General features: G+C 58.0%; 15 protein-coding genes. 7 read left to right on the top strand and 8 right to left on the bottom strand.

Going from position 1 to position 18,210, the window contains the following annotated elements:
* Positions 1-8 precede the first annotated feature (8 nt).
* The gene (locus FDP08_RS18360; RefSeq protein WP_137437921.1) at positions 9-1,193 is read left to right on the top strand and encodes a BaiN/RdsA family NAD(P)/FAD-dependent oxidoreductase; all 1,185 of its coding nucleotides are present in this window, start codon (positions 9-11) and stop codon (positions 1,191-1,193) included.
* Between the two features lie 156 nt (positions 1,194-1,349).
* On the top strand, positions 1,350-1,883 hold the full coding sequence (locus FDP08_RS18355) for a PRC-barrel domain-containing protein (RefSeq protein WP_137437731.1): 534 nt from the start codon (positions 1,350-1,352) through the stop codon (positions 1,881-1,883).
* Here the strand turns inward: FDP08_RS18355 and FDP08_RS18350 are convergent.
* From FDP08_RS18350 to FDP08_RS18330, 5 genes are all read right to left on the bottom strand, one after another.
* Positions 1,880-3,451 (bottom strand): phospholipase D family protein, encoded by a 1,572-nt coding sequence (locus FDP08_RS18350; RefSeq protein ID WP_228263385.1) that lies wholly within the window; start codon positions 3,449-3,451, stop codon positions 1,880-1,882. The genes FDP08_RS18355 and FDP08_RS18350 overlap by 4 nt on opposite strands.
* Positions 3,451-4,377 carry a universal stress protein gene (locus tag FDP08_RS18345; RefSeq protein ID WP_137437730.1) on the bottom strand — a complete coding sequence of 309 codons (927 nt, stop codon included), beginning with the start codon at positions 4,375-4,377 and terminating at the stop codon, positions 3,451-3,453. The genes FDP08_RS18350 and FDP08_RS18345 overlap by 1 nt, the downstream gene beginning before the upstream one ends.
* A gap of 1 nt (position 4,378) precedes the next feature.
* A complete protein-coding gene (locus FDP08_RS18340) occupies positions 4,379-5,866 on the bottom strand; it encodes a SulP family inorganic anion transporter (protein ID WP_137437729.1) in 1,488 nt (495 codons plus the stop codon).
* A gap of 36 nt (positions 5,867-5,902) precedes the next feature.
* On the bottom strand, positions 5,903-7,408 hold the full coding sequence (gene nhaB / locus FDP08_RS18335) for a sodium/proton antiporter NhaB (protein WP_137437728.1): 1,506 nt from the start codon (positions 7,406-7,408) through the stop codon (positions 5,903-5,905).
* 235 nt (positions 7,409-7,643) lie between these two features.
* Positions 7,644-8,264, bottom strand: a complete 621-nt coding sequence (locus FDP08_RS18330) for a LysE/ArgO family amino acid transporter (RefSeq protein ID WP_137437727.1) — start codon at positions 8,262-8,264, stop codon at positions 7,644-7,646.
* An 83-nt stretch (positions 8,265-8,347) separates the two neighbouring features.
* On the opposite strand from FDP08_RS18330, the gene FDP08_RS18325 reads away from it, so the two are divergent.
* Both FDP08_RS18325 and FDP08_RS18320 read left to right on the top strand, forming a co-directional pair.
* Positions 8,348-9,238 carry a LysR family transcriptional regulator ArgP gene (locus FDP08_RS18325; protein WP_137437726.1) on the top strand — a complete coding sequence of 297 codons (891 nt, stop codon included), beginning with the start codon at positions 8,348-8,350 and terminating at the stop codon, positions 9,236-9,238.
* The gene (locus FDP08_RS18320; RefSeq protein ID WP_137437725.1) at positions 9,231-10,511 is read left to right on the top strand and encodes an MgtC/SapB family protein; all 1,281 of its coding nucleotides are present in this window, start codon (positions 9,231-9,233) and stop codon (positions 10,509-10,511) included. Before FDP08_RS18325 ends, FDP08_RS18320 begins: the two co-directional genes overlap by 8 nt.
* 6 nt (positions 10,512-10,517) lie before the next feature.
* Here the strand turns inward: FDP08_RS18320 and alkB are convergent, their stop codons facing one another.
* Positions 10,518-11,168 carry a DNA oxidative demethylase AlkB gene (gene alkB, locus FDP08_RS18315; RefSeq protein ID WP_137437724.1) on the bottom strand — a complete coding sequence of 217 codons (651 nt, stop codon included), beginning with the start codon at positions 11,166-11,168 and terminating at the stop codon, positions 10,518-10,520.
* 57 nt (positions 11,169-11,225) lie between these two features.
* Here alkB and djlA point away from each other — a divergent pair, with 57 nt between their 5' ends.
* A complete protein-coding gene (gene djlA, locus FDP08_RS18310; RefSeq protein ID WP_137437723.1) occupies positions 11,226-11,996 on the top strand; it encodes a co-chaperone DjlA in 771 nt (256 codons plus the stop codon).
* 22 nt (positions 11,997-12,018) lie between these two features.
* Here djlA and FDP08_RS18305 read toward each other — a convergent pair whose 3' ends face one another.
* On the bottom strand, positions 12,019-12,645 hold the full coding sequence (locus tag FDP08_RS18305) for a methyltransferase family protein (RefSeq protein WP_137437722.1): 627 nt from the start codon (positions 12,643-12,645) through the stop codon (positions 12,019-12,021).
* A gap of 177 nt (positions 12,646-12,822) precedes the next feature.
* Between FDP08_RS18305 and FDP08_RS18300 the strand changes: the two genes are divergently transcribed.
* The gene (locus tag FDP08_RS18300; protein ID WP_345789452.1) at positions 12,823-14,292 is read left to right on the top strand and encodes an amidase; all 1,470 of its coding nucleotides are present in this window, start codon (positions 12,823-12,825) and stop codon (positions 14,290-14,292) included.
* On the opposite strand, the gene FDP08_RS18295 is transcribed toward FDP08_RS18300, so the two are convergent.
* Positions 14,265-16,145 (bottom strand): sensor domain-containing diguanylate cyclase, encoded by a 1,881-nt coding sequence (locus tag FDP08_RS18295; RefSeq protein WP_228263384.1) that lies wholly within the window; start codon positions 16,143-16,145, stop codon positions 14,265-14,267. The genes FDP08_RS18300 and FDP08_RS18295 overlap by 28 nt on opposite strands.
* Positions 16,146-16,369: 224 nt before the next feature.
* Between FDP08_RS18295 and FDP08_RS18290 the strand changes: the two genes are divergently transcribed.
* Positions 16,370-18,205, top strand: coding sequence for a putative bifunctional diguanylate cyclase/phosphodiesterase (locus FDP08_RS18290; protein WP_137437721.1), 1,836 nt, complete (start codon positions 16,370-16,372; stop codon positions 18,203-18,205).
* The last annotated feature ends 5 nt before the right edge of the window (positions 18,206-18,210 follow it).

Below are 18,210 nucleotides of genomic sequence, written 5' to 3'. Positions count from 1 at the left end.
TCCAGACCATGACCGCCCGGAACTACGACGTAATCATCATAGGCGCCGGCGCTGCAGGCCTGATGTGCGCCGCAACAGCCGGCTACCGTGGCCGCAAAGTCCTGGTGATCGACCACGCCAACAAACCCGGCAAGAAAATTCTCATGTCCGGCGGCGGCCGCTGCAACTTCACCAACCTGAACAGCACTCCGGCCAACTTCCTCTCGGACAACCCCCACTACTGCATCTCCGCCCTGAAACGCTACACCCCCCAGCACTTTCTGGACCTGGTGGAGCGCCACGGCATTGAGCACGAAGAAAAAGCCGCCGGGCAACTCTTTTGCAAAGACAGCAGCAAAGAAATACTCAACATGCTGCTGACCGAATGCGAATGGGCCGGCGCGGAAGTGCGGCTGAATACCAGCGCCAGAACAATCAGCGGCACCGACAACGGCTACCAGCTGCAAACCAGCGCCGGCACCCTTGACTGCGAATCCCTGGTTATCGCCTGCGGCGGGCTGTCCATCCCCACCATGGGCGCCACCGGGTTCGGCTACGACATCGCGCGCCAGTTCGGACTTACCGTTCTACCCACCCGAGCAGGACTGGTGCCCTTTACCCTGCATCCGGAACTGAAGGCACAACTGGCCCCGCTGGCCGGCGTAAGCTGCCCTGTGGACGTCCACTGCAACAACGAACACTTCCGCGAACCCATGCTGGTGACCCATCGCGGGCTAAGCGGCCCGGCCATGCTGCAGATCTCCAGTTTCTGGCAGCCAGGCGACAGTCTGAGCATCAACATGCTCCCGGCGACCAACATTGAACAGGACCTGTACCAGCTAAGAGAAACCAGACCACAATCCACCGTTGCCCAATATCTGATGCAGCAACTGCCCAAACGCTTCGCCCAGGCCCTGAACGACCTTCACGGCTGGGCCGGACCGCTGCAGGGGTACAAGAACAGTGACATCGAACAGGCGGCACGAGCTCTGGGCCAATGGGCCATCAAACCCGCCGGCACCGAAGGCTACCGGACGGCTGAGGTGACCCTGGGAGGCGTGGATACCCGCCAGCTGTCATCCAAAACCATGGCCGTTCTTGATCGACCAGACCTGTATTTCATTGGCGAAGTGGTGGATGTGACGGGCCATCTCGGTGGGCATAACTTTCAGTGGGCGTGGGCATCAGGAGTTGCAGCGGGCAGCAGCGCGTGATGAGTGTCTTTTTCCTGTTGCCATACCGTCATTCGATAAATTATCCAGGCCCTGCTAGCGTTATTGGTGACGTGATCGCTGTTACATCGCGTACAGATACCCCGGGTTCCAGGCGCGGGGTAACCAACAGGAGTTCAGCAAATACAGGAGTTCACTATGATGCGCACACGTTTGATTCGGGCAATGGGCACTTCCCTGGTGGCCGGCTCCATGGCTTTCAGCCTGTCGGCCCATGCCGCCCAGGGACTTTATTCAGCGGACGACTTGATGGATGCGGACGTCTACGACAGCAGCGGTGAGGAGATCGGCGAGGTGGCGAACATCCTCATGGACGACAACATGTCGGTCCACTCGCTGGTGATCAAGACCGGTGATGTACTGGGCATGGGTGGCCGTGATGTCGTAGCCGAGCGCGGCACCTTTACCCTGCGGTTGGAAGAAGAGGGCGACAACGAGTTTGATGACCAGGATTACGAGGTCCACATGGAAGCGACCCAGGATGAGATCAAGGCGTTGCCGGAATACGATGAGAGCTGGTGGAACCAGACCAGTGACTCTCTGAGTCAAGCCTGGGAAAACACAAAGGAAAGTAGCCGCAGTGCCTGGGAGGACACCAAGCAGGCAACCTCCTCCGCTTGGCAAAACCTCAAGCAGGGAGTGGAGAGTATGTCTGACGACGCAGAGAACTAGAGGTATTTCTCCACGGGCAACCATGACAGGAAACGGGACTTGGCGCGGCGCCACCAGCCAACGGTGGGCTCGCTGGTATAGGATGCCTCGCCGCTGCGCCATTGCAGGTCTCCGCTATCATCCAGGGAGACTTCCCAGCTGTTACGGGGATGCATGACTGACCGTATGTCTTCCGCCACCTCCTTGGCCAGCTCCGCACTGTGGATAATCAGCACCGTTTCGCCATTCAGGTAAATGGAGCGAAGATTGACGTTGAAGGAACCGACCACCAGGGCGCTGCGATCAAACACCACGGACTTGGAGTGCAGGCTGACCTGGCCTGTCGAGCAGAAGCCATCTGTGTTCAGCCATTGCTGACAGGCCTGTGCATCGGGTTTGAGTTCATAGATCTCTATTCCCTGCCCCAGCATATAGGGGCGCCAGCGGGCGTAACCGGCGTGGTTGGTGACAAGGTCATTGGTCGCCAGTGAATTGGTCAATGCGGCAACCTGCAGGCCCTGGCGATCCCCTACGTCCAATAGCGTCAATTGTTCCCCGGTGAGTATCAGGTAAGCGGATTCGATCAGAATTTCCCGGGTAGCGGACTGTGCCAACTGCTGGAGCGCTTTAGCGCTTCGCTTGGGTGTCTCAGCCGGCTCTTCCATGGTTTCGAAAGGGGAGTCAAACACCAGTTCGCCGGGTGCAACCGTCAGTTGGTCCAACAGCCCTGTGAGCTCTGCCCTTCCTTGTGCAGTGTCTGCCGGGGCAGGCACCGGCAGACCGGCTTGCGTTCTGGCCTGGCGGCGAAGCCCGTCAAGGGTCGCAGCTACATTCCCCTCTGCAGGAACATCCGGGTACAGGGCTGACACCGGGTAGGCCCAACGGTTATTCCAGTAGACGTGGAAGTTGTCCGTCATCCCATCAACAACGGGCCCCAGCGCAAGTACGTCGCGGTCCCGGAAATAGCGATCGGCGGCAAACCCGAAATACTCATCGCCAATATTGCGTCCGCCGACAATCCCGGCAGCACCGTCCACCACGAAGGTCTTGTTGTGCATGCGCCGGTTGATACGGTCGAAATCCATCAGGAACGATACCCACCGACCCCATCCACCACGGCTTCTGGCAGGATTGAAAATACGGACCTGAATACCGGGGTGGGTATCCAGGGCCGCAAGGAGTTCACCAATGCCCCCGGCGTTGAAGTCATCCAGCAGCAGCCGTACCCGGACACCACGATCCGCAGCCAGCAGCATCCGACCGGCCAGGTAGCGCCCGGAGGGATCATTGCTCCAGATGTAATACTGGGCGTCGATGCTGTGTTCGGCCGCCGCAATCAGGGCGGCACGGGACAGAAACGCTTCCTGTCCGGAATCCAGCATGTAAAAGCCCGATTGGCCGTCGTTACCGGCCAACCGCTGTTGGGACTGGGTGAGCAGAAAGCTGTCTTCGTTCTGCACGGTTTCCTCAACTCCGGAGTGAGCTACCGGCGGCAAGCCGCCGGCACAACCGGTCAACAACGTCATCAACACCAGGAAACAACCAGGCATCGCCAACGACGCGACAAGAGAACCCTGGGTAGAGGGCATTAACGTAGAATCACCAGGGGTTTGCGGGCAGTCTTGAGCATCGTCGTGGTGGTACTTCCGACCAGGAACTGACGAATCCGCGAATGCCCATAAGCCCCCATAACCAGGATATCGATATCATGTTCTTCTTGGTAGGCGTGGAGGGTTGGCTCCACATCACCGGCACGAATCGCCAGTGTAACCTCGGAACCAAGGTCACCAAGCATCTTCTCGGCTTTCTTGAGCTGCTCCCAGCGGTCGCTGGTGTCAGCCCCGATCATCACCAGATGAATCGGCATGCCTTTCAGTACCGGGCTTCCAGATAGCAACTCCACACCCTTGAAGGCAGTGGCACTGCCATCAAACGCCAGCATCGCGCTTTTTGGCTGCTGGTATTCATCCGGCACCAGGAGAATCGGGCGGTGGACGCTGCGGATCACGGTTTCCAGCTGGCTGCCTACATGCACGTCCCGGTCAGAGCTGCTCTCGCCGTGAAGCCCCATTACCAGCAAACGGGTCTGGTTTTCCAGAGCCAGCAGGGACTCGGTGAAGTCGCCATGGCGCTGACGCTTGATAATGTCATCGATACCCAGGGCCTTGATACGGTCTTCAGCCTCATCCAGCATGTGGTGGCCGTGCTCCAGGGCCAGCTTCGAGCGCCTCCGGTCCAGCTCGGACAACTCTTCCATCAGCTGTTCGCGGCTACCCAGTCCAATGTTACCGGCCAGGTCCGGCTCCGTCGGGTAGCGTTCTTCATCCAGCACGTGCAGCAGCGTCATGGGTGTTTCCATATGCTTGCTGGCCCAGGCAGCGTAATCACACACCGCCGGTGCAGCCCTGGAGCCGTCGATACAGGCAACTACTCGTAGCATTTCAACCTCGCCTTGGTGATCGTTATGGTTGTTATTGTGACCGGGATGGTTGCTGAATTCCTTGGCTTGTGTCATATCAGTGCCCCATCAGCGAGTCAACGGCGTCAGGTTTATCGTGCACGCCGAAACGGTCAACGATGGTGGCACTGGCTTCGTTCAATCCGATTATTTCGACCTCGGCACCCTCTCGGCGAAACTTGATGACTGCTTTGTCCAGAGCACCTACCGCAGTGATATCCCAGAAATGGGCCCGGGTCAGATCAATGACCACATTATCCACTGCTTCCTTGAAATCAAAGGATTCCGTGAATTTTTCCGAAGAGCTGAAGAACACCTGCCCGACCACGTTGTAGGTACGGGTGTCGGTTGCGTCATCAAACTCCGAGGTCACCAGCATGTAATGGCCTACCTTATTGGCGAAGAACAGCGCTGCCAGCAGAACACCGGCCAGAACACCAAACGCCAGGTTGTGGGTTGCGACAACCACAACAACGGTCACAACCATCACAATGTTGGTGGACAACGGATGCTCCTTGAGATTTTTGATAGACGCCCAACTGAAGGTACCAATAGACACCATGATCATCACGGCCACTAGCGCGGCCATGGGAATCTGCACCAACCACTGATCCAGAACCAGCACGAGCACCAACAGGAAAACACCTGCCGTCAGCGTTGACAGCCGGGTCCGGCCTCCTGACTTGATGTTGATGATGGACTGGCCAATCATCGCGCATCCCGCCATACCACCCAGCAGGCCGGAACCGATGTTGGCAATCCCCTGCCCCTTGCATTCCCGGTTTCTGTCACTGGTGGTGTCAGTCAGATCATCGACGATCGTGGCTGTCATCATCGACTCCAGTAAGCCAACAATGGCGAGGCCCACGGAATAGGGCAGGATAATCATTAGTGTTTCCAGGTTCAGGGGCACGTCCGGCCACAGGAAAATTGGTAACGTATCCGGCAATTGCCCCATATCACCAACAGTGCGGATGTCGATGTTGTAGATCATCGCAATGGCCGTCAGTACCACGATGCAGATCAGCGGAGACGGCAGGATGCGGCCGACAACCGGAATCAGCGGGAACAGATAGATAATGCCCAGCCCTGCGGCGGTCATGGCGTAAACATGCCACGTTACATTGGTCAGTTCGGGTAACTGAGCCATGAAAATCAGGATCGCCAGGGCGTTCACAAACCCGGTCACTACCGATCGGGATACAAACCGCATCAGGCCACCGAGCTTCAGATAGCCGGCGCCTATCTGCAACAGGCCTGTCAGCAGAGTGGCCGCCAGCAGGTATTCCAGACCATGCTCCTTGACCAGGGTCACCATCAGTAGCGCCATGGCCCCGGTGGCGGCAGAGATCATACCGGGACGACCGCCCACAAAGGCAATCACAACAGCAATACAGAAAGAGGCGTAAAGGCCCACTTTCGGGTCTACGCCGGCAATAATGGAAAAGGCGATGGCTTCAGGAATCAGCGCCAGCGCCACCACAATACCAGCGAGCAAATCGCCCCGTATGTTGGAGAGCCAGTTCGCCTTGAGCTTGTTAATCATAGTTGAGGTCCAGTCAATTGATTCAAGGGAAAGAATCTACAGAAAGTTGATGACCGCCAGCAGACCAACGGATCCGAGGACGACGGTGTAAGGGAAGGCCATAATCACCATACGGCCGTAGGACAGCCGAACCAGTGGCGCAATGGCGGATGTCAGCAGGAACAGGAATGCCGCCTGGCCGTTGGGCGTTGCAACGCTGGGAAGGTTGGTGCCGGTATTGATGGCAACAGCGAGATCCTGGAAGTGCTCCCGGGATATAACGCCGGCATCCAGTGCCTGTTTGATTTCGCTGATGTAAACGGTGGCGACAAAGACATTGTCGCTGATCATCGACAGCAGCCCGTTTGCCACGAAGAACAACGCCGGCTGGTGCACTTCCGGCTGGGCCAGCACGAAATCGATCACCGGCTTGAACAGATGCTGCTCATGAATCACCGCCACCACGGCGAAGAAAACCACCAGCAACGAGGTGAAAGGCAGGGATTCCTGGAACGCCTTGCCAATCTGGTGCTCATCAGTCACCCCGGTGAATGAGGTAATAAGGATGATAACCAACAGCCCGATCAGCCCCACCTCAGCGATATGAAACGCCAGTCCGATGACCAATACCACTGCCGCTATAGCCTGCACCCACAAGGCCGCCTGATCCGCCTTGGTGCGCTTTTCGCGCTCGTTGTCCGCAAAGTCTTCCAGCACCTGGCGAACGGGTTTTGGCAGGCGAGCTCCGTAGCCAAACCAGCGCAACTTCTCCAGGCACCAGCAGGTGAACAGGCCCGCACCCAGAACCGGCAGGCTGATGGGCGCCATTCGCTGGAAAAACTCGGCAAAGTTCCAGCCCACCACCTTTGCGATCAGCAGGTTCTGGGGCTCCCCCACCATGGTTGCAACACCACCGAGTGCAGTGCCGATGGCACCGTGCATCAGCAGGCTGCGAAGAAAGGCGCGGAATTCCTCCAGGTCTTCACGGTGCAGTTCTACTACGTGCTCGTCACTGTTGGCATTATGACCGCTGTGTTGATACCCCTTGCCGGAAGCTACTTTGTGGTAGACCGAGTAGAAGCCCACCGCCACGCTGATGATAACGGCGGTAACGGTTAATGCATCCAGAAAGGCTGACAGCAGAGCGGCGGCGGCACAGAACAGCAGAGAAAGCGCCGACTTTGATCGCACCCCTACCAGGATCTGGGTGAAGGTCACCAGCAGCAGCTCCTTCATGAAGTAGATACCGGCGACCATGAACATCAGCAGCAAAATGACCGGCAGGTTGATCAGTACTTCGTGGTAGACCGCCTCCGGCGTCGCCAGCCCGATCAGCAATGCTTCTACTGCCAACAGGCCACCCGGGAGCAGCGGGTAGCATTTCAACGCCATGGCCAGGGTAAAGATGAACTCCCCCACCAGGAACCAGCCAGCCGTCGCCGGGCCAAGCAACCAGACGATCAGGGGATTGACGATCAGAAACAGGAGAATAACCTGCTTGTACCAGACAGGGGCGTTGCCAAGAAAATTGTGGGTAAAACCAGAAATCACTGTTTTGGGCATTGGGAACCGAACGACTTGAGACGAAAACTCAGAGGCAATAACGTCCTTGGTACTCGCCGGAAGCGAATACAGGCTATTGGCTCAAGGAATTAACCTGGAGGGCACGCAGAGCGCTATGGTGGAGTGATCGTCGGGAAGGTCGCGAAGACGTTCATCAGAGTAAGTTCGTAGGCTGTGAAATTAAGGCGGCGAAGCTTACCAGAACGGCGCCGGGAAAGTAACCGACGCAGGTCTTTTACATGGCAGGGCCAGACAACCCGTTACTGGCAAGGTGGAAAGCAATCACCGCCATCATCGAACCGATGGCCCCATCAATGAACCGCCAGGCCATGGGGCTGGCCAGCCAGGGCGACAACGCCGCGCCGCCAAACGCCAGCAAACCGAACCACAGCACCGAAGCGCTGCTGGCCCCGGCCACAAACACGGCCGGGCTCTCCTGCTGGGCACCAATGGCGGGAATCAGCAACAGGGTATCCAGATAGACCTGCGGGTTCAGTAGCGTGACCGCCAGGGTGGTCAATACCACCACCCGAAGACTGGTAGCCGCTGACGCATCCGCACCCAGGCCCTTCCGCCCCATTGCCACTTTGTAGAATGCCACCAGCGCCAGCCACCCCAGGAACACCACCCCGAGCCAGCGCAGAACATCCAGCGCCTCCGGTACTGCCATCAGTGCCGCGTTCACCCCGAACATTCCGGCGGTGAACAGCAGTATATCGGCCGTCATGCAGATGCCCGCGCAATACCAGTGGTGTTCCCGCCGGATCGCCTGGCCCAGGATATAGGCATTCTGCGCCCCGATGGCAATGATGATCCCACCGCATACGATCAGCCCTGTCAGATAACTGGTCAGCATTCTTCCCTCCTGATTTGCTGGAAGCCTACCGGGACGACGCTATACTTAAAAATCATAAACCTTATATCCCATGAATTATTCTTATGCTGGATTACAAGCTGCTTCAGGCACTGGCTGCTGTTATCGAAAACGGTGGGTTCGAACGTGCCGGCGAAATACTCGGGCTTACCCAATCCGCCGTATCGCAACGCATCAAGTCGCTGGAGGTGCGACTGGGCCAGCCGGTACTGGTCAGGCATCCGGAGCTCCGGGCAACGCCGGCGGGCAACAAGCTGCTCAACCACTTCCAGCAGGTCCAGCTGCTGGAAAGGGACCTCCGCAAAACCATTCCCGCCCTGGCCGAGGACACCACACGCCTGCGGATTGCCGTCAACGCCGACAGCCTCGCCACCTGGTGGGCTTCCGTAGTCGGCGACTTCTGCAGCCGCGAAGGTGTGCTGCTGGACCTGGTGATTGAGGATCAGGATGTGGGCCTGAAACGCATGCGTGATGGCGACGTTGCCGCCTGCCTGTGCAGCAGCAGCCAGCCTGTTGCCGGAGGACGGTGCGTGGCACTGGGGGAAATGATCTATATGCCGCTGGCGACACCGCAATACGTTCACCGGTTTTTCCCTGACGGAATTACACCGGCTGCGTTTGCCACCTCACCGGCCATTGTGTTCGGCCCCAATGACCAGCTTCAGCACCGGTTCATGGCCGGTTGCGGCTATCATGGCCGTTTCCCCTATCACCTCTGCCCTTCCTCTGAAGGCTTTGTTCAGCTTGCCAGGGCCGGCATGGGCTACGGTATGATTCCCGGTATCCAGGCCCGCAAATGGCTGGAGGATGGCAGCCTTATCAACCTGGCGCCGGGCCATGAGCTGTCGGTTCCGCTCTACTGGCATTTCTGGCGGCACAGCGGAACCCTGCTGCAACGGCTGACAACAACCCTTGAGGGGGCCATTAAACCCGGCAACGGAATACTCCATGGATGAGGTAACCAACCAGTTTATCATCAACAACCAGACCACCCTGAACCTGGCCATCGCCCTGTTACTGGGGGCCATCATCGGTCTGGAGCGTGGTTGGGACGCCAGGGCCCAGGCGTCCGGCGAGCGCATCGCCGGCATCCGTACCTTTGCCCTGATCGGCCTGCTGGGTGGCGTGGCCGCGCTGCTGGCGCAAGAGGTCTCTGAGTGGGCATTTCCGGTGCTACTGATCAGCGTGGTGGCCATCGCCCTGGTGGCCTTCAAAGAACGCCTTAGCCATATCCGCAACTTCAGCATCACCGGCACCATCGGCATGGTGCTCACCTTCTGTTTCGGCGCCATAGCCGTGGCTGTGGACCCTGCCATCGCCACCGGTGCTGCCGTGGTCACTGCGCTGATTCTGGACAACAAAAAGGAAATCCACGGGCTGGTGGACAAACTGCAGGAGCACGAACTGGATGCGGCCCTGAAACTGCTGGTGATTTCAGTGGTTATGCTGCCCCTGCTGCCCAACGAGGACCTGGGCCCTGGCGGCGTGCTCAATCCCCGGGAAATCTGGTGGATGGTGGTGCTGATTGCCTCGGTTTCCTTCGTCGGATATTTTGCTATCCGGTTGGCCGGCACAGGCAAGGGCATCCTGTTTACCAGCCTGTTTGCGGGGCTGAGCTCCTCAACCGCACTCACCCTGCACTACGCGAGGCAGTCCAACTTCTCGCCGGAGGTCAGCCCGCAATTTGCCAGCGGCATCCTGATTGCCTGTGGCACCATGTTCCCCCGCATACTGATCTATTGCGCCCTGATTAACCCGGCACTGTTACCAAGGCTGGTGTGGCCCGTGGTGGTAATGACCCTGTTGCTTTATGTGCCGGCGCTCATTATCTGGAAGCGGCATCAGGGTCGCCTGGAGGTAAGCCGCCCGGAACTCACCCAGAATCCTCTGGACCTGAAGTCCGCCCTGGTCTTCGGCTTGTTACTGGTGGCGATTCTGCTGCTTGGGGAATTTCTCCAGAAGTGGCTGGGAGATCTGGGCATCTATGTGCTGGCGGCTACGTCCGGCGTTGCGGATGTTGACGCCATCACCCTGTCCCTGACGCGAATGTCCCAGGACTCTCTCGCCCTGCAAACGGCCGTCATCGGCATTGTGATTGCGGCGGCCACCAACAACCTGGTCAAATCGGGCATTGCCGGTGCCATCGGCCGGCGTGAGCTGGGAACACTGGTTGCCGGCCCGATGATCCTGTCTCTGGTCGCGGGGCTCGCTGTCGCCTGGCTGCAGTAAGGCCCGTTACCGGGCGCGCCTGAAGGTCAGGTTGTAACGGCAGGCACCCGTTAACGGGTGGTCAGCGACTTTGAGGGTTAATACGCCGTGATACCGCAGCCGCGCCGGACCGCCCCAGACCACGACGTCTCCGTGCTCCAAAGGCACGCGCTGTGGCCGGTCCCCGCGTCGCAGGCCGCCGAACTGAAAGATCGCCGGTGCACCCAGAGACACCGAGACAATGGGCTGACCAAAATCATCCTCGTTCTTGTCCTGGTGAAGCCCCATTCTGGCGCCCGGTGAATAACGGTTAATCAGGCAGGAGTCGGGCTCAAAGTCGTCATACCCTGCCTTCGTGGCGGCTTCGACCGCCAGGGTACGAAACACCTCCGGCATTGCTGGCCATGGGTCCCCGGAAACCGGGTCCTGGTGTTGATAACGATACCCTCGCGCATCGGTTACCCAACCCCAGTCACCGCAACAGGTCATGGCGACAGACATGATGTGACCGCCCGGCGTCCGCATCTGCCGGAACGGCGCCTGCGCTGTCACCCGCTCAATACCCGCCAGCAGTTCGGCGCCAGAGACGCTGGCAAATCGACGCAGGACAACCGCCCCCTCACAGAGCGATTCGGCCCAGGGTTCCGGTGGTGAGTGTTCGAAAAGGTCCATGGTCATGACGTTTTCACCCCCGTATACTTTGCGCAGTTTTAAACACTTGAAAAGGACACTGTCATGTTCGGCCTGTTTATTGGCGGTTTGATCGGCTACCTGTTTGGCCGCTTTCCCGGAATGCTGATTGGTGCGGTAGCGGGTGCGCTCCTCACACGTTATATCAAGAGCCGCCTGTTTCAGAAACTGCGCAATGTGCAGACGGACTTTCTGGAGTCGGTGTTTGCAGTGATGGGTGCCCTGTGCAAGGCCGATGGCGTGGTTACCCGCGACGAAATCCGGGTAGCAGAAGCCATGTTCGACCGTTTCCGGCTCTCCGGCGAACATCGGGAACGCGCCAAAGCTGCCTTCAACCGGGGCAAGGCGGATGACTTTGATCTGGACGCAGAACTGCAGCATTTTCTGAGAGTCAGTGGCCGCCAGCCTTCGCTGCTACAGATGTTCCTGCAGGTACAGGTATCTGCCGTTGCCGCTGATGGCGTGGTACATCCGGCCGAGCATGAAATGCTGGTGCGTATCGCACGCGGCCTGGGGCTGCCCGAAGCCCAGGTAGACCAACTGGAAGCCATGTTGCGGGGAGCCCATGCCGGCCAGACCGGTGGTACGGGCCAGGCCTCATCCGCCAGCCAGATTGACGATGCCTACAAGGCGCTGGGGGTGCCCCCCTCAGCCAGTGATGCGGAAATCAAGAAGGCCTATCGCAAGCTGATGAGTGAAAACCATCCGGACAAGCTGGCCGGCCGAGGCATGCCCGAGAGCATGCGGGAAATGGCGGAAGAGCGCACCCGGGAGATCAGCCATGCCTACGATGTCATCAAGGAAGCACGTAAGTAGTCGGAGCGCAGAAAAGGGTGGTTCAGAACCAGCGGGGCACTCGTCTGCGATAGGCCTCGTAGGTGTCTCCGAAGAGTTCCGAGAGCGCCCTCTCCTCCACCCTCGCCTGCCGGACCAGTACCGTAACGCCTGCAATCAGGCACACCAGGGAGAACACCGAAGGTAACGCCAGGAAAAAGCCCAACTGGCCCAGCATCACGGTAATGAACACAGGGTTGCGGCTGCGGCTGAAAGGCCCATCGGTAAGCAATTGACGATCCTGTTTCGGGTCCACACCCGAACGCCACTGGTCATGCATGAAAGCCTGAAGATAGTTGACCAGGCTGAAAGAAATCATCAGGAACACCATCCCCGTTACCAGCACCGGTCCGTAATACAGCGAGTCGAATACCCCCAGCCAGGGGTCGATATCCACGAAAATACGCGCCACCACCACTGCCAGAATCAAGCCACGGAACACATTGAAAATGTTCCGGTGCCACCAGCCGGCAGACGCTCGCGCGCCATAGTTGATGAACGAATACCCCATCCTTGCGTAAAGGCCCAGGCTGCGGCTGGTGAACTGAAGACCGATCATCAGAAAGAAAATACCGAGAAAATAACGGACCAGTGGCTCGGCAACTGTGTGGAAACTATCGAGAAATACCATTAAATTCACTGTTTGCGGTGACGGTGCCTGACAACAAGCTTATAGCCTGCAACGGCGGGTGAAAACCGGATTCTTACTTTTTGTGACAGGCGATGCAATTTCCTGATATGACATATCATCACGTTTAAACCTCCTTTAAGGTATAGGCAGTCCCGGAATTGACATGGAGTATCTGCCTTGACCGCACAACAACGTCCGCAATCGATGCATACATTCAGTGACGATCTACTCGGGAAACACGACGCTACAGCCCTGGCGAGCCTGATTCGTAGTGGTGAGATCTCAGCAGACGAGGTGCTCCAGGCAACCCTCGCCCGGGCGCGGCAGGCAGAGCCCTGTATCCATGGCCTGGTGACGCCCATTCCGGACCCGGCCGGCGGTATCACCGTAAAGGAGGTCCCTCCGGCGCAGGCAGGTCCCGGCATTTTTACCGGTGTCCCCACGGTGATCAAAGACAACACCGATGTGAAACGGTATCCCACGACCCACGGCACCGCTGCCATTCGCCCACTACCGGCGGACAGAACCAGTCCTTTCGCCCGCCAATTGCTGGCGCAGGGGCTGGTCTGTATTGGCAAAAGCACCCTGCCCGAGTTCGGGTTCAACGCCACCACGGAACCGGCCCACGATACGCCCACCCGCAACCCCTGGAACCTGAACTACTCCACCGGAGCCTCCTCGGGTGGCTCCGCTGCCCTGGTAGCCGCCGGCGTTGTCCCCATCGCCCACGCAAACGATGGCGGTGGTTCCATCCGCATACCCGCCGCCTGCTGTGGACTGGTGGGCCTGAAGCCCAGCCGGGGCCGTCTGATCGACAACGACGCCGCGAAATCGCTGCCCATCAATATTGTCAGCGACGGAGTGGTTACCCGCAGCGTCCGGGACACGGCAAACTTCTATGCCGGTGCGGAGCATTATTTCCGCAACCCGAAACTGCCAGCTATCGGTAACGTGGGAGGACCATCAACCCGATCACTCAGAATTGGCCTTGTTATGGACTCCATCAATGGCCACCCGACGGACGCAACTACCCGCGAGGCGGTCGAGGCCACAGCACGGGCCCTGGAAAAGCTCGGGCACAGGATAGAGCCGATGGACGTTCCGGTTGCCTCATCCTTTCCTGAAGACTTTGCGCTCTACTGGGGAATGCTGGCCTTTGGCGTGCGCTCCAATGGCAAGCGGCTGATTCATAAAAGCTTTGATAAATCACGGCTGGATGATCTGACGCTGGGGCTGGACAAGGCTTTCAGAAGACAGTTCTACAAACTGCCGGCCACCCTCTGGCGCCTGCACAGGTCGTATCATGACTACGCCCGTGCCATGGCAGGTTACGATGCTGTGCTCACCCCGGTGCTTGGCCATACAACACCGGAAATCGGCTACCTGAGCCCGACAGTGGACTTTGACACCCTGTTTGACCGCCTGACCCGCTATGTCAGCTTTACGCCATTGGCCAATGCCAGTGGCGCCCCCGCGATGTCGCTACCGGCCACTCTTGACCAGCATAACCTGCCCGTTTCCATTCAGCTGATGGGGCGGCATGGTGGGGAACGGACACTGCTGGAACTGGCTTTTGCCCTGGAGGAGGCAATGGAGTGGCCCGACATTGCCGACAACCTTCAGAGGATGACAGCCTCCGCATCCTGAACAGGCGGAGGCTCTCTGACGACGACCTGGTTCCGCCCTTGTCCCTTGGCCTGATAGAGCGCCTCATCTGCCCAGCAGAAGATGGCCTTGGTGGCATCGGCCTCATGGGGGCAGACAGCGCATACCCCAATGCTCACCGTCAGGTGGAGTACTTCGTCTGATATCCGGAATCCGGATTCCTCAATCTTCTGGCGAATTTTTTCAGCAACCCGCAGGGCTCCCTCTTCCGGCGTATCCGGCAACAGCACCACAAATTCCTCGCCGCCGTATCTGGCCGCCAGATCCTGCGGGCGAGTGACATACTGGCGGATGCAGTTGGCGACCATCTGCAGGCAATCGTCCCCTACCAGGTGGCCATAGGTGTCGTTGAACTTCTTGAAATGGTCAATATCCAGCAGCAACAGTGAAAGTGGCTGGCCAAACCGGTACGCCTTCACCACAGCCGAGGTAAACGCCCGGTCAAAATGTCCCCGGTTCTTGAGGCCGGTCAGGGCATCGGTAGAGCTGAGTTCCCGCAACTGGCCATTCAGGGACTCCAGATCCCGGGTTCGTTCCTGTACCCGATGCTCCAACAGGGCATTGGCCTCCTGCTGGATTCGAAGGGATCTGTCCTGGGCCATTCTCGCTTTACGCTCTTCCTGCAGTAACCGCTGCTGTGCTTCAAAGGCGCGTTTTTTCTCCTTGTTGAGTCGATCCGCCAGGGCGACCGACAGCAGAATAACGCCAATCGCGGACCCTACCTGGGTCGCATTTTCCGTCAACAGATTGCGGGGCAACATGGTGAATTTGCTGAGGGCGAGAACAATCCCGCCAAACAGCATGAACACCCAGGCCAGCGCGTAATACCGAGCGGCAGGGTCTTTCTTCAGCCAGCGCACAATGCTCAGTATCAGCATGCCCGTACAACCCAGAAAGGCCACCAGAATAGTTGGCAGAACCATGAGCCGATAGGGAACAAGGACGCCGAGAACTACCATTAGGCCCGCAACAATCATCAATCCCAAGGTCAACCGGTTCATTAGCGGATGATTACTGCGGGACACACTGAGAAAACGAATGCTGAAGGCGCCGCCGAAGAGGATCACAAGGTTGAGAAAGACGATGATCGCCTGATCATTCCAGCGGGTTGCCTCTGGCCACAGGTACTGGAAGCTGACGCCATGCAGGCTCGCCAGGAACATCGGCATCGCTGAAATATAGCCCACGTAGTAAAGGAAACTTCGCTCACCGACGGCAATATAGACAAACAGGTTATAGAGAATCATCACCAGCACGATGCCGTAATAGATACCTTCGAACATGCTGCGGGATTGCTCAGCCACGTAATAGGCATCCTGATCCCAGAGCGTGAGAGGCACCTGCATTGAGCTGCTGGTATCCACGCGAAGGTAAACGGAAAGGTCCTCGCCGGCCAGGAGCGTAAGCGGAACAAGAAAATTTCGGTGATCAATAAGGCGATCGTGAAACGGCTTTTTATCACCCAGCACATGACGCTCAGTCACTTCACCATTATTAACCAGGTAGATCTCGATGTGGTCCAGAACCGGGTAACCGATTTCCAGGAACAGGGGGGCGGAGGCTTCACCCTGATTGCCGATATTAACCCGGAACCAGTACACATCATCACCGTATCCAAGGCTGACGCTGTCCTTGCCGTTGTGCTGCCACCGGGTTTCAGGAAGGTTCCGCACCGACTCCAGGGTGGCTGGTCCGGCAGGTTCCGCCCAATAATCCACAAACTGTGATAGCTCCATACGCCGGGCGTGATTGTCCCAGGCCGCCGACTGTGCTGAAGCCAGCACAGGCAACGCAGTCACCAGAATCAGTAGTAGCTGCATGATCGCTTTGTTCAAGAGCGGCCCCGGCGTGAATAAAACCTGATTTCAATCGAGTCACTTCATTATGAATCAGAAACGGGAACTTCTTCGTAAACACAATAAAATGACGCAATCAGACAACAAAAGTTCACAAATGACACTGCCCGATTGCGGTTGGACAGGCCCTTTGGCCGATGCCAATATAGAGTCCGGAAGACCCGGACAATGCACCCACCACTCACAACTGAAAGCCAGAGCCTATGAAGGATACGGATACCTTTGTGAACTTTCACAAGGCGCTGATGGAACTGAGCCACAGCCCGGCGTTCATCAACAGGGAACGCAGACATAAACTCGCTGCACTGACCGCCCTTTGCGCAAAAATGCTCGACGTTGAACGAGTCAGTGTCTGGCAGTTTCCGGAACAGCGGGAGCACCTTGAATCGGAATGGCTGCACACACCGGATGGTTCATCCGCAAAGTCGATCAGTCTCTACCAGTCAGGAAATCCGGCCTATTTCGCCGCGCTGGAAAGCGAGCGGGTACTGTCCGTCCCTCACGCCCAGGAAGATCCGCGAACCCGTGATTTTACCCCTGACTACCTGGCACCCAAGGGGATACGTTCCATGCTGGACGCACCGGTATTCGACGGTGCCCGGCTCAGTGGCGTGGTATGCCTTGAATCGACCACGTATCGCCAATGGACCCTGCCGGAAATATCCTTCGTCATTGCCATCGCCGATACCATCAGCCTGATGAATACCCATGAAGCCTGGCTCGATTCGAAACAGGCTCTGGAATATGCCACCCGCTATGACTCTCTGACAGGGCTTCTGAACATCAAATCCCTGCGGGATCGCATCAGCTATCTGGTGGATAAATTTGAACGGCGGGGGCTCGGCAGCCTGGCGTTGATATGGGTGGATGTGGACAGGCTGAAGTCCATCAATGACGGGCTCGGTTCACAAGTAGGTGACAGCGTCATTGAAGAAATCGGGCAGCGACTGAAGCAGGTCAACGTTCCCGGCAAGGACCTTCTCGCCCGGATTGGCGGCGATGAATACGCCCTTATTATTCGCAATCGCACCCAGCCGGACACCCTGGAGCAGACCGCCTCAAAGATCCGGCACGAAGTCAGTAAACCAATCCGTCTGAACGGACATATCATATCGGTGGGTGCCAGTCTCGGCATCTGCCATCTGCCCGGTGACTGCAATACCACAGAAGGTCTGCTTCGCGGGGCCGAAGCGGCCATGTATAACGCCAAGCAACAAGGGCGGGGCCAGTCCTGCTTCTTTGATTCCAGTATCCAGGTAAGCGCCCGTTCCCGCTTTGAGCTGGAGAATGACCTGCGCGTTGCCATCAACGAACAGAAACTCGATGTGTTCTATCAGCCGATAACCAACGCCGCCGGGTCCAGAGTGGAGTCAGTCGAAGCTCTGGTGCGTTGGCAGCACCCTGAACGGGGATGGCTATCCCCCATCGAGTTTCTTGACATCGCCAGGGGCGGTGGCCTGATGTATGCCCTTGGGGAGTGCGTGCTGCGCCGCGTGTGTGAGCACTGGCAATGGGCCAGGAACCATCAGGTCATGCTGCCGGAAGTGTCGGTGAACCTGGCTCCGGAGCAGGTTCTGGTTGCGGAGCTTCCCCGCCAGATAAGGACGATCTGTGCCGAACACGATGTTCCCGTCAAGTCACTGCATTTCGAAGTCACCGAGGACGCCCTCCAGGGTGATATCAGCACCATTTCCCGCATTCTCGAAGAACTGGTTGCCGCCGGTGCGCAACTGTCCATCGACGACTTCGGCACCGGTTATTCGTCCCTGTCACGGCTCAAGGGCCTGCCGTTTTCCCGCATCAAGATCGATCGCTCGTTCATCAGCAACATCCCCGATGACGAGGATGACTGCGCCATTATCCTGTCCATTCTAGGACTTGCGAAAGGCCTGGGGCTGTCCGTGGTGGCCGAAGGTGTGGAAACCGAAGCTCACAAAGAGTGGCTGTGTGAGCAGGGTTGCGACTACCTTCAGGGTTATCTATACAGCAGACCGCTACCCTTCGATCAGCTGGTCGAACGTTTTTTCGCCAACAAATAGGATAC

Source organism: Marinobacter panjinensis, assembly GCF_005298175.1.
Lineage (GTDB): Bacteria > Pseudomonadota > Gammaproteobacteria > Pseudomonadales > Oleiphilaceae > Marinobacter > Marinobacter panjinensis.
The sequence above is the reverse complement of the archived record's forward strand: the minus strand, read 5'-3'. Positions and strand labels throughout refer to the sequence as shown.

Coding starts and splice junctions, on each gene's coding strand:
- nhaB (WP_137437728.1), bottom strand. CDS start 7,408: ATGCCCAAAACAGTGATTTCTGGTTTTACCCACAATTTTCTTGGCAAC.
- FDP08_RS18320 (WP_137437725.1), top strand. CDS start 9,231: ATGGATGAGGTAACCAACCAGTTTATCATCAACAACCAGACCACCCTG.
- FDP08_RS18345 (WP_137437730.1), bottom strand. CDS start 4,377: ATGACACAAGCCAAGGAATTCAGCAACCATCCCGGTCACAATAACAAC.
- FDP08_RS18360 (WP_137437921.1), top strand. CDS start 9: ATGACCGCCCGGAACTACGACGTAATCATCATAGGCGCCGGCGCTGCA.
- djlA (WP_137437723.1), top strand. CDS start 11,226: ATGTTCGGCCTGTTTATTGGCGGTTTGATCGGCTACCTGTTTGGCCGC.
- FDP08_RS18350 (WP_228263385.1), bottom strand. CDS start 3,451: ATGCCCTCTACCCAGGGTTCTCTTGTCGCGTCGTTGGCGATGCCTGGT.
- FDP08_RS18330 (WP_137437727.1), bottom strand. CDS start 8,264: ATGCTGACCAGTTATCTGACAGGGCTGATCGTATGCGGTGGGATCATC.
- FDP08_RS18355 (WP_137437731.1), top strand. CDS start 1,350: ATGATGCGCACACGTTTGATTCGGGCAATGGGCACTTCCCTGGTGGCC.
- FDP08_RS18290 (WP_137437721.1), top strand. CDS start 16,370: ATGAAGGATACGGATACCTTTGTGAACTTTCACAAGGCGCTGATGGAA.
- FDP08_RS18325 (WP_137437726.1), top strand. CDS start 8,348: ATGCTGGATTACAAGCTGCTTCAGGCACTGGCTGCTGTTATCGAAAAC.
- alkB (WP_137437724.1), bottom strand. CDS start 11,168: ATGACCATGGACCTTTTCGAACACTCACCACCGGAACCCTGGGCCGAA.
- FDP08_RS18305 (WP_137437722.1), bottom strand. CDS start 12,645: ATGGTATTTCTCGATAGTTTCCACACAGTTGCCGAGCCACTGGTCCGT.
- FDP08_RS18340 (WP_137437729.1), bottom strand. CDS start 5,866: ATGATTAACAAGCTCAAGGCGAACTGGCTCTCCAACATACGGGGCGAT.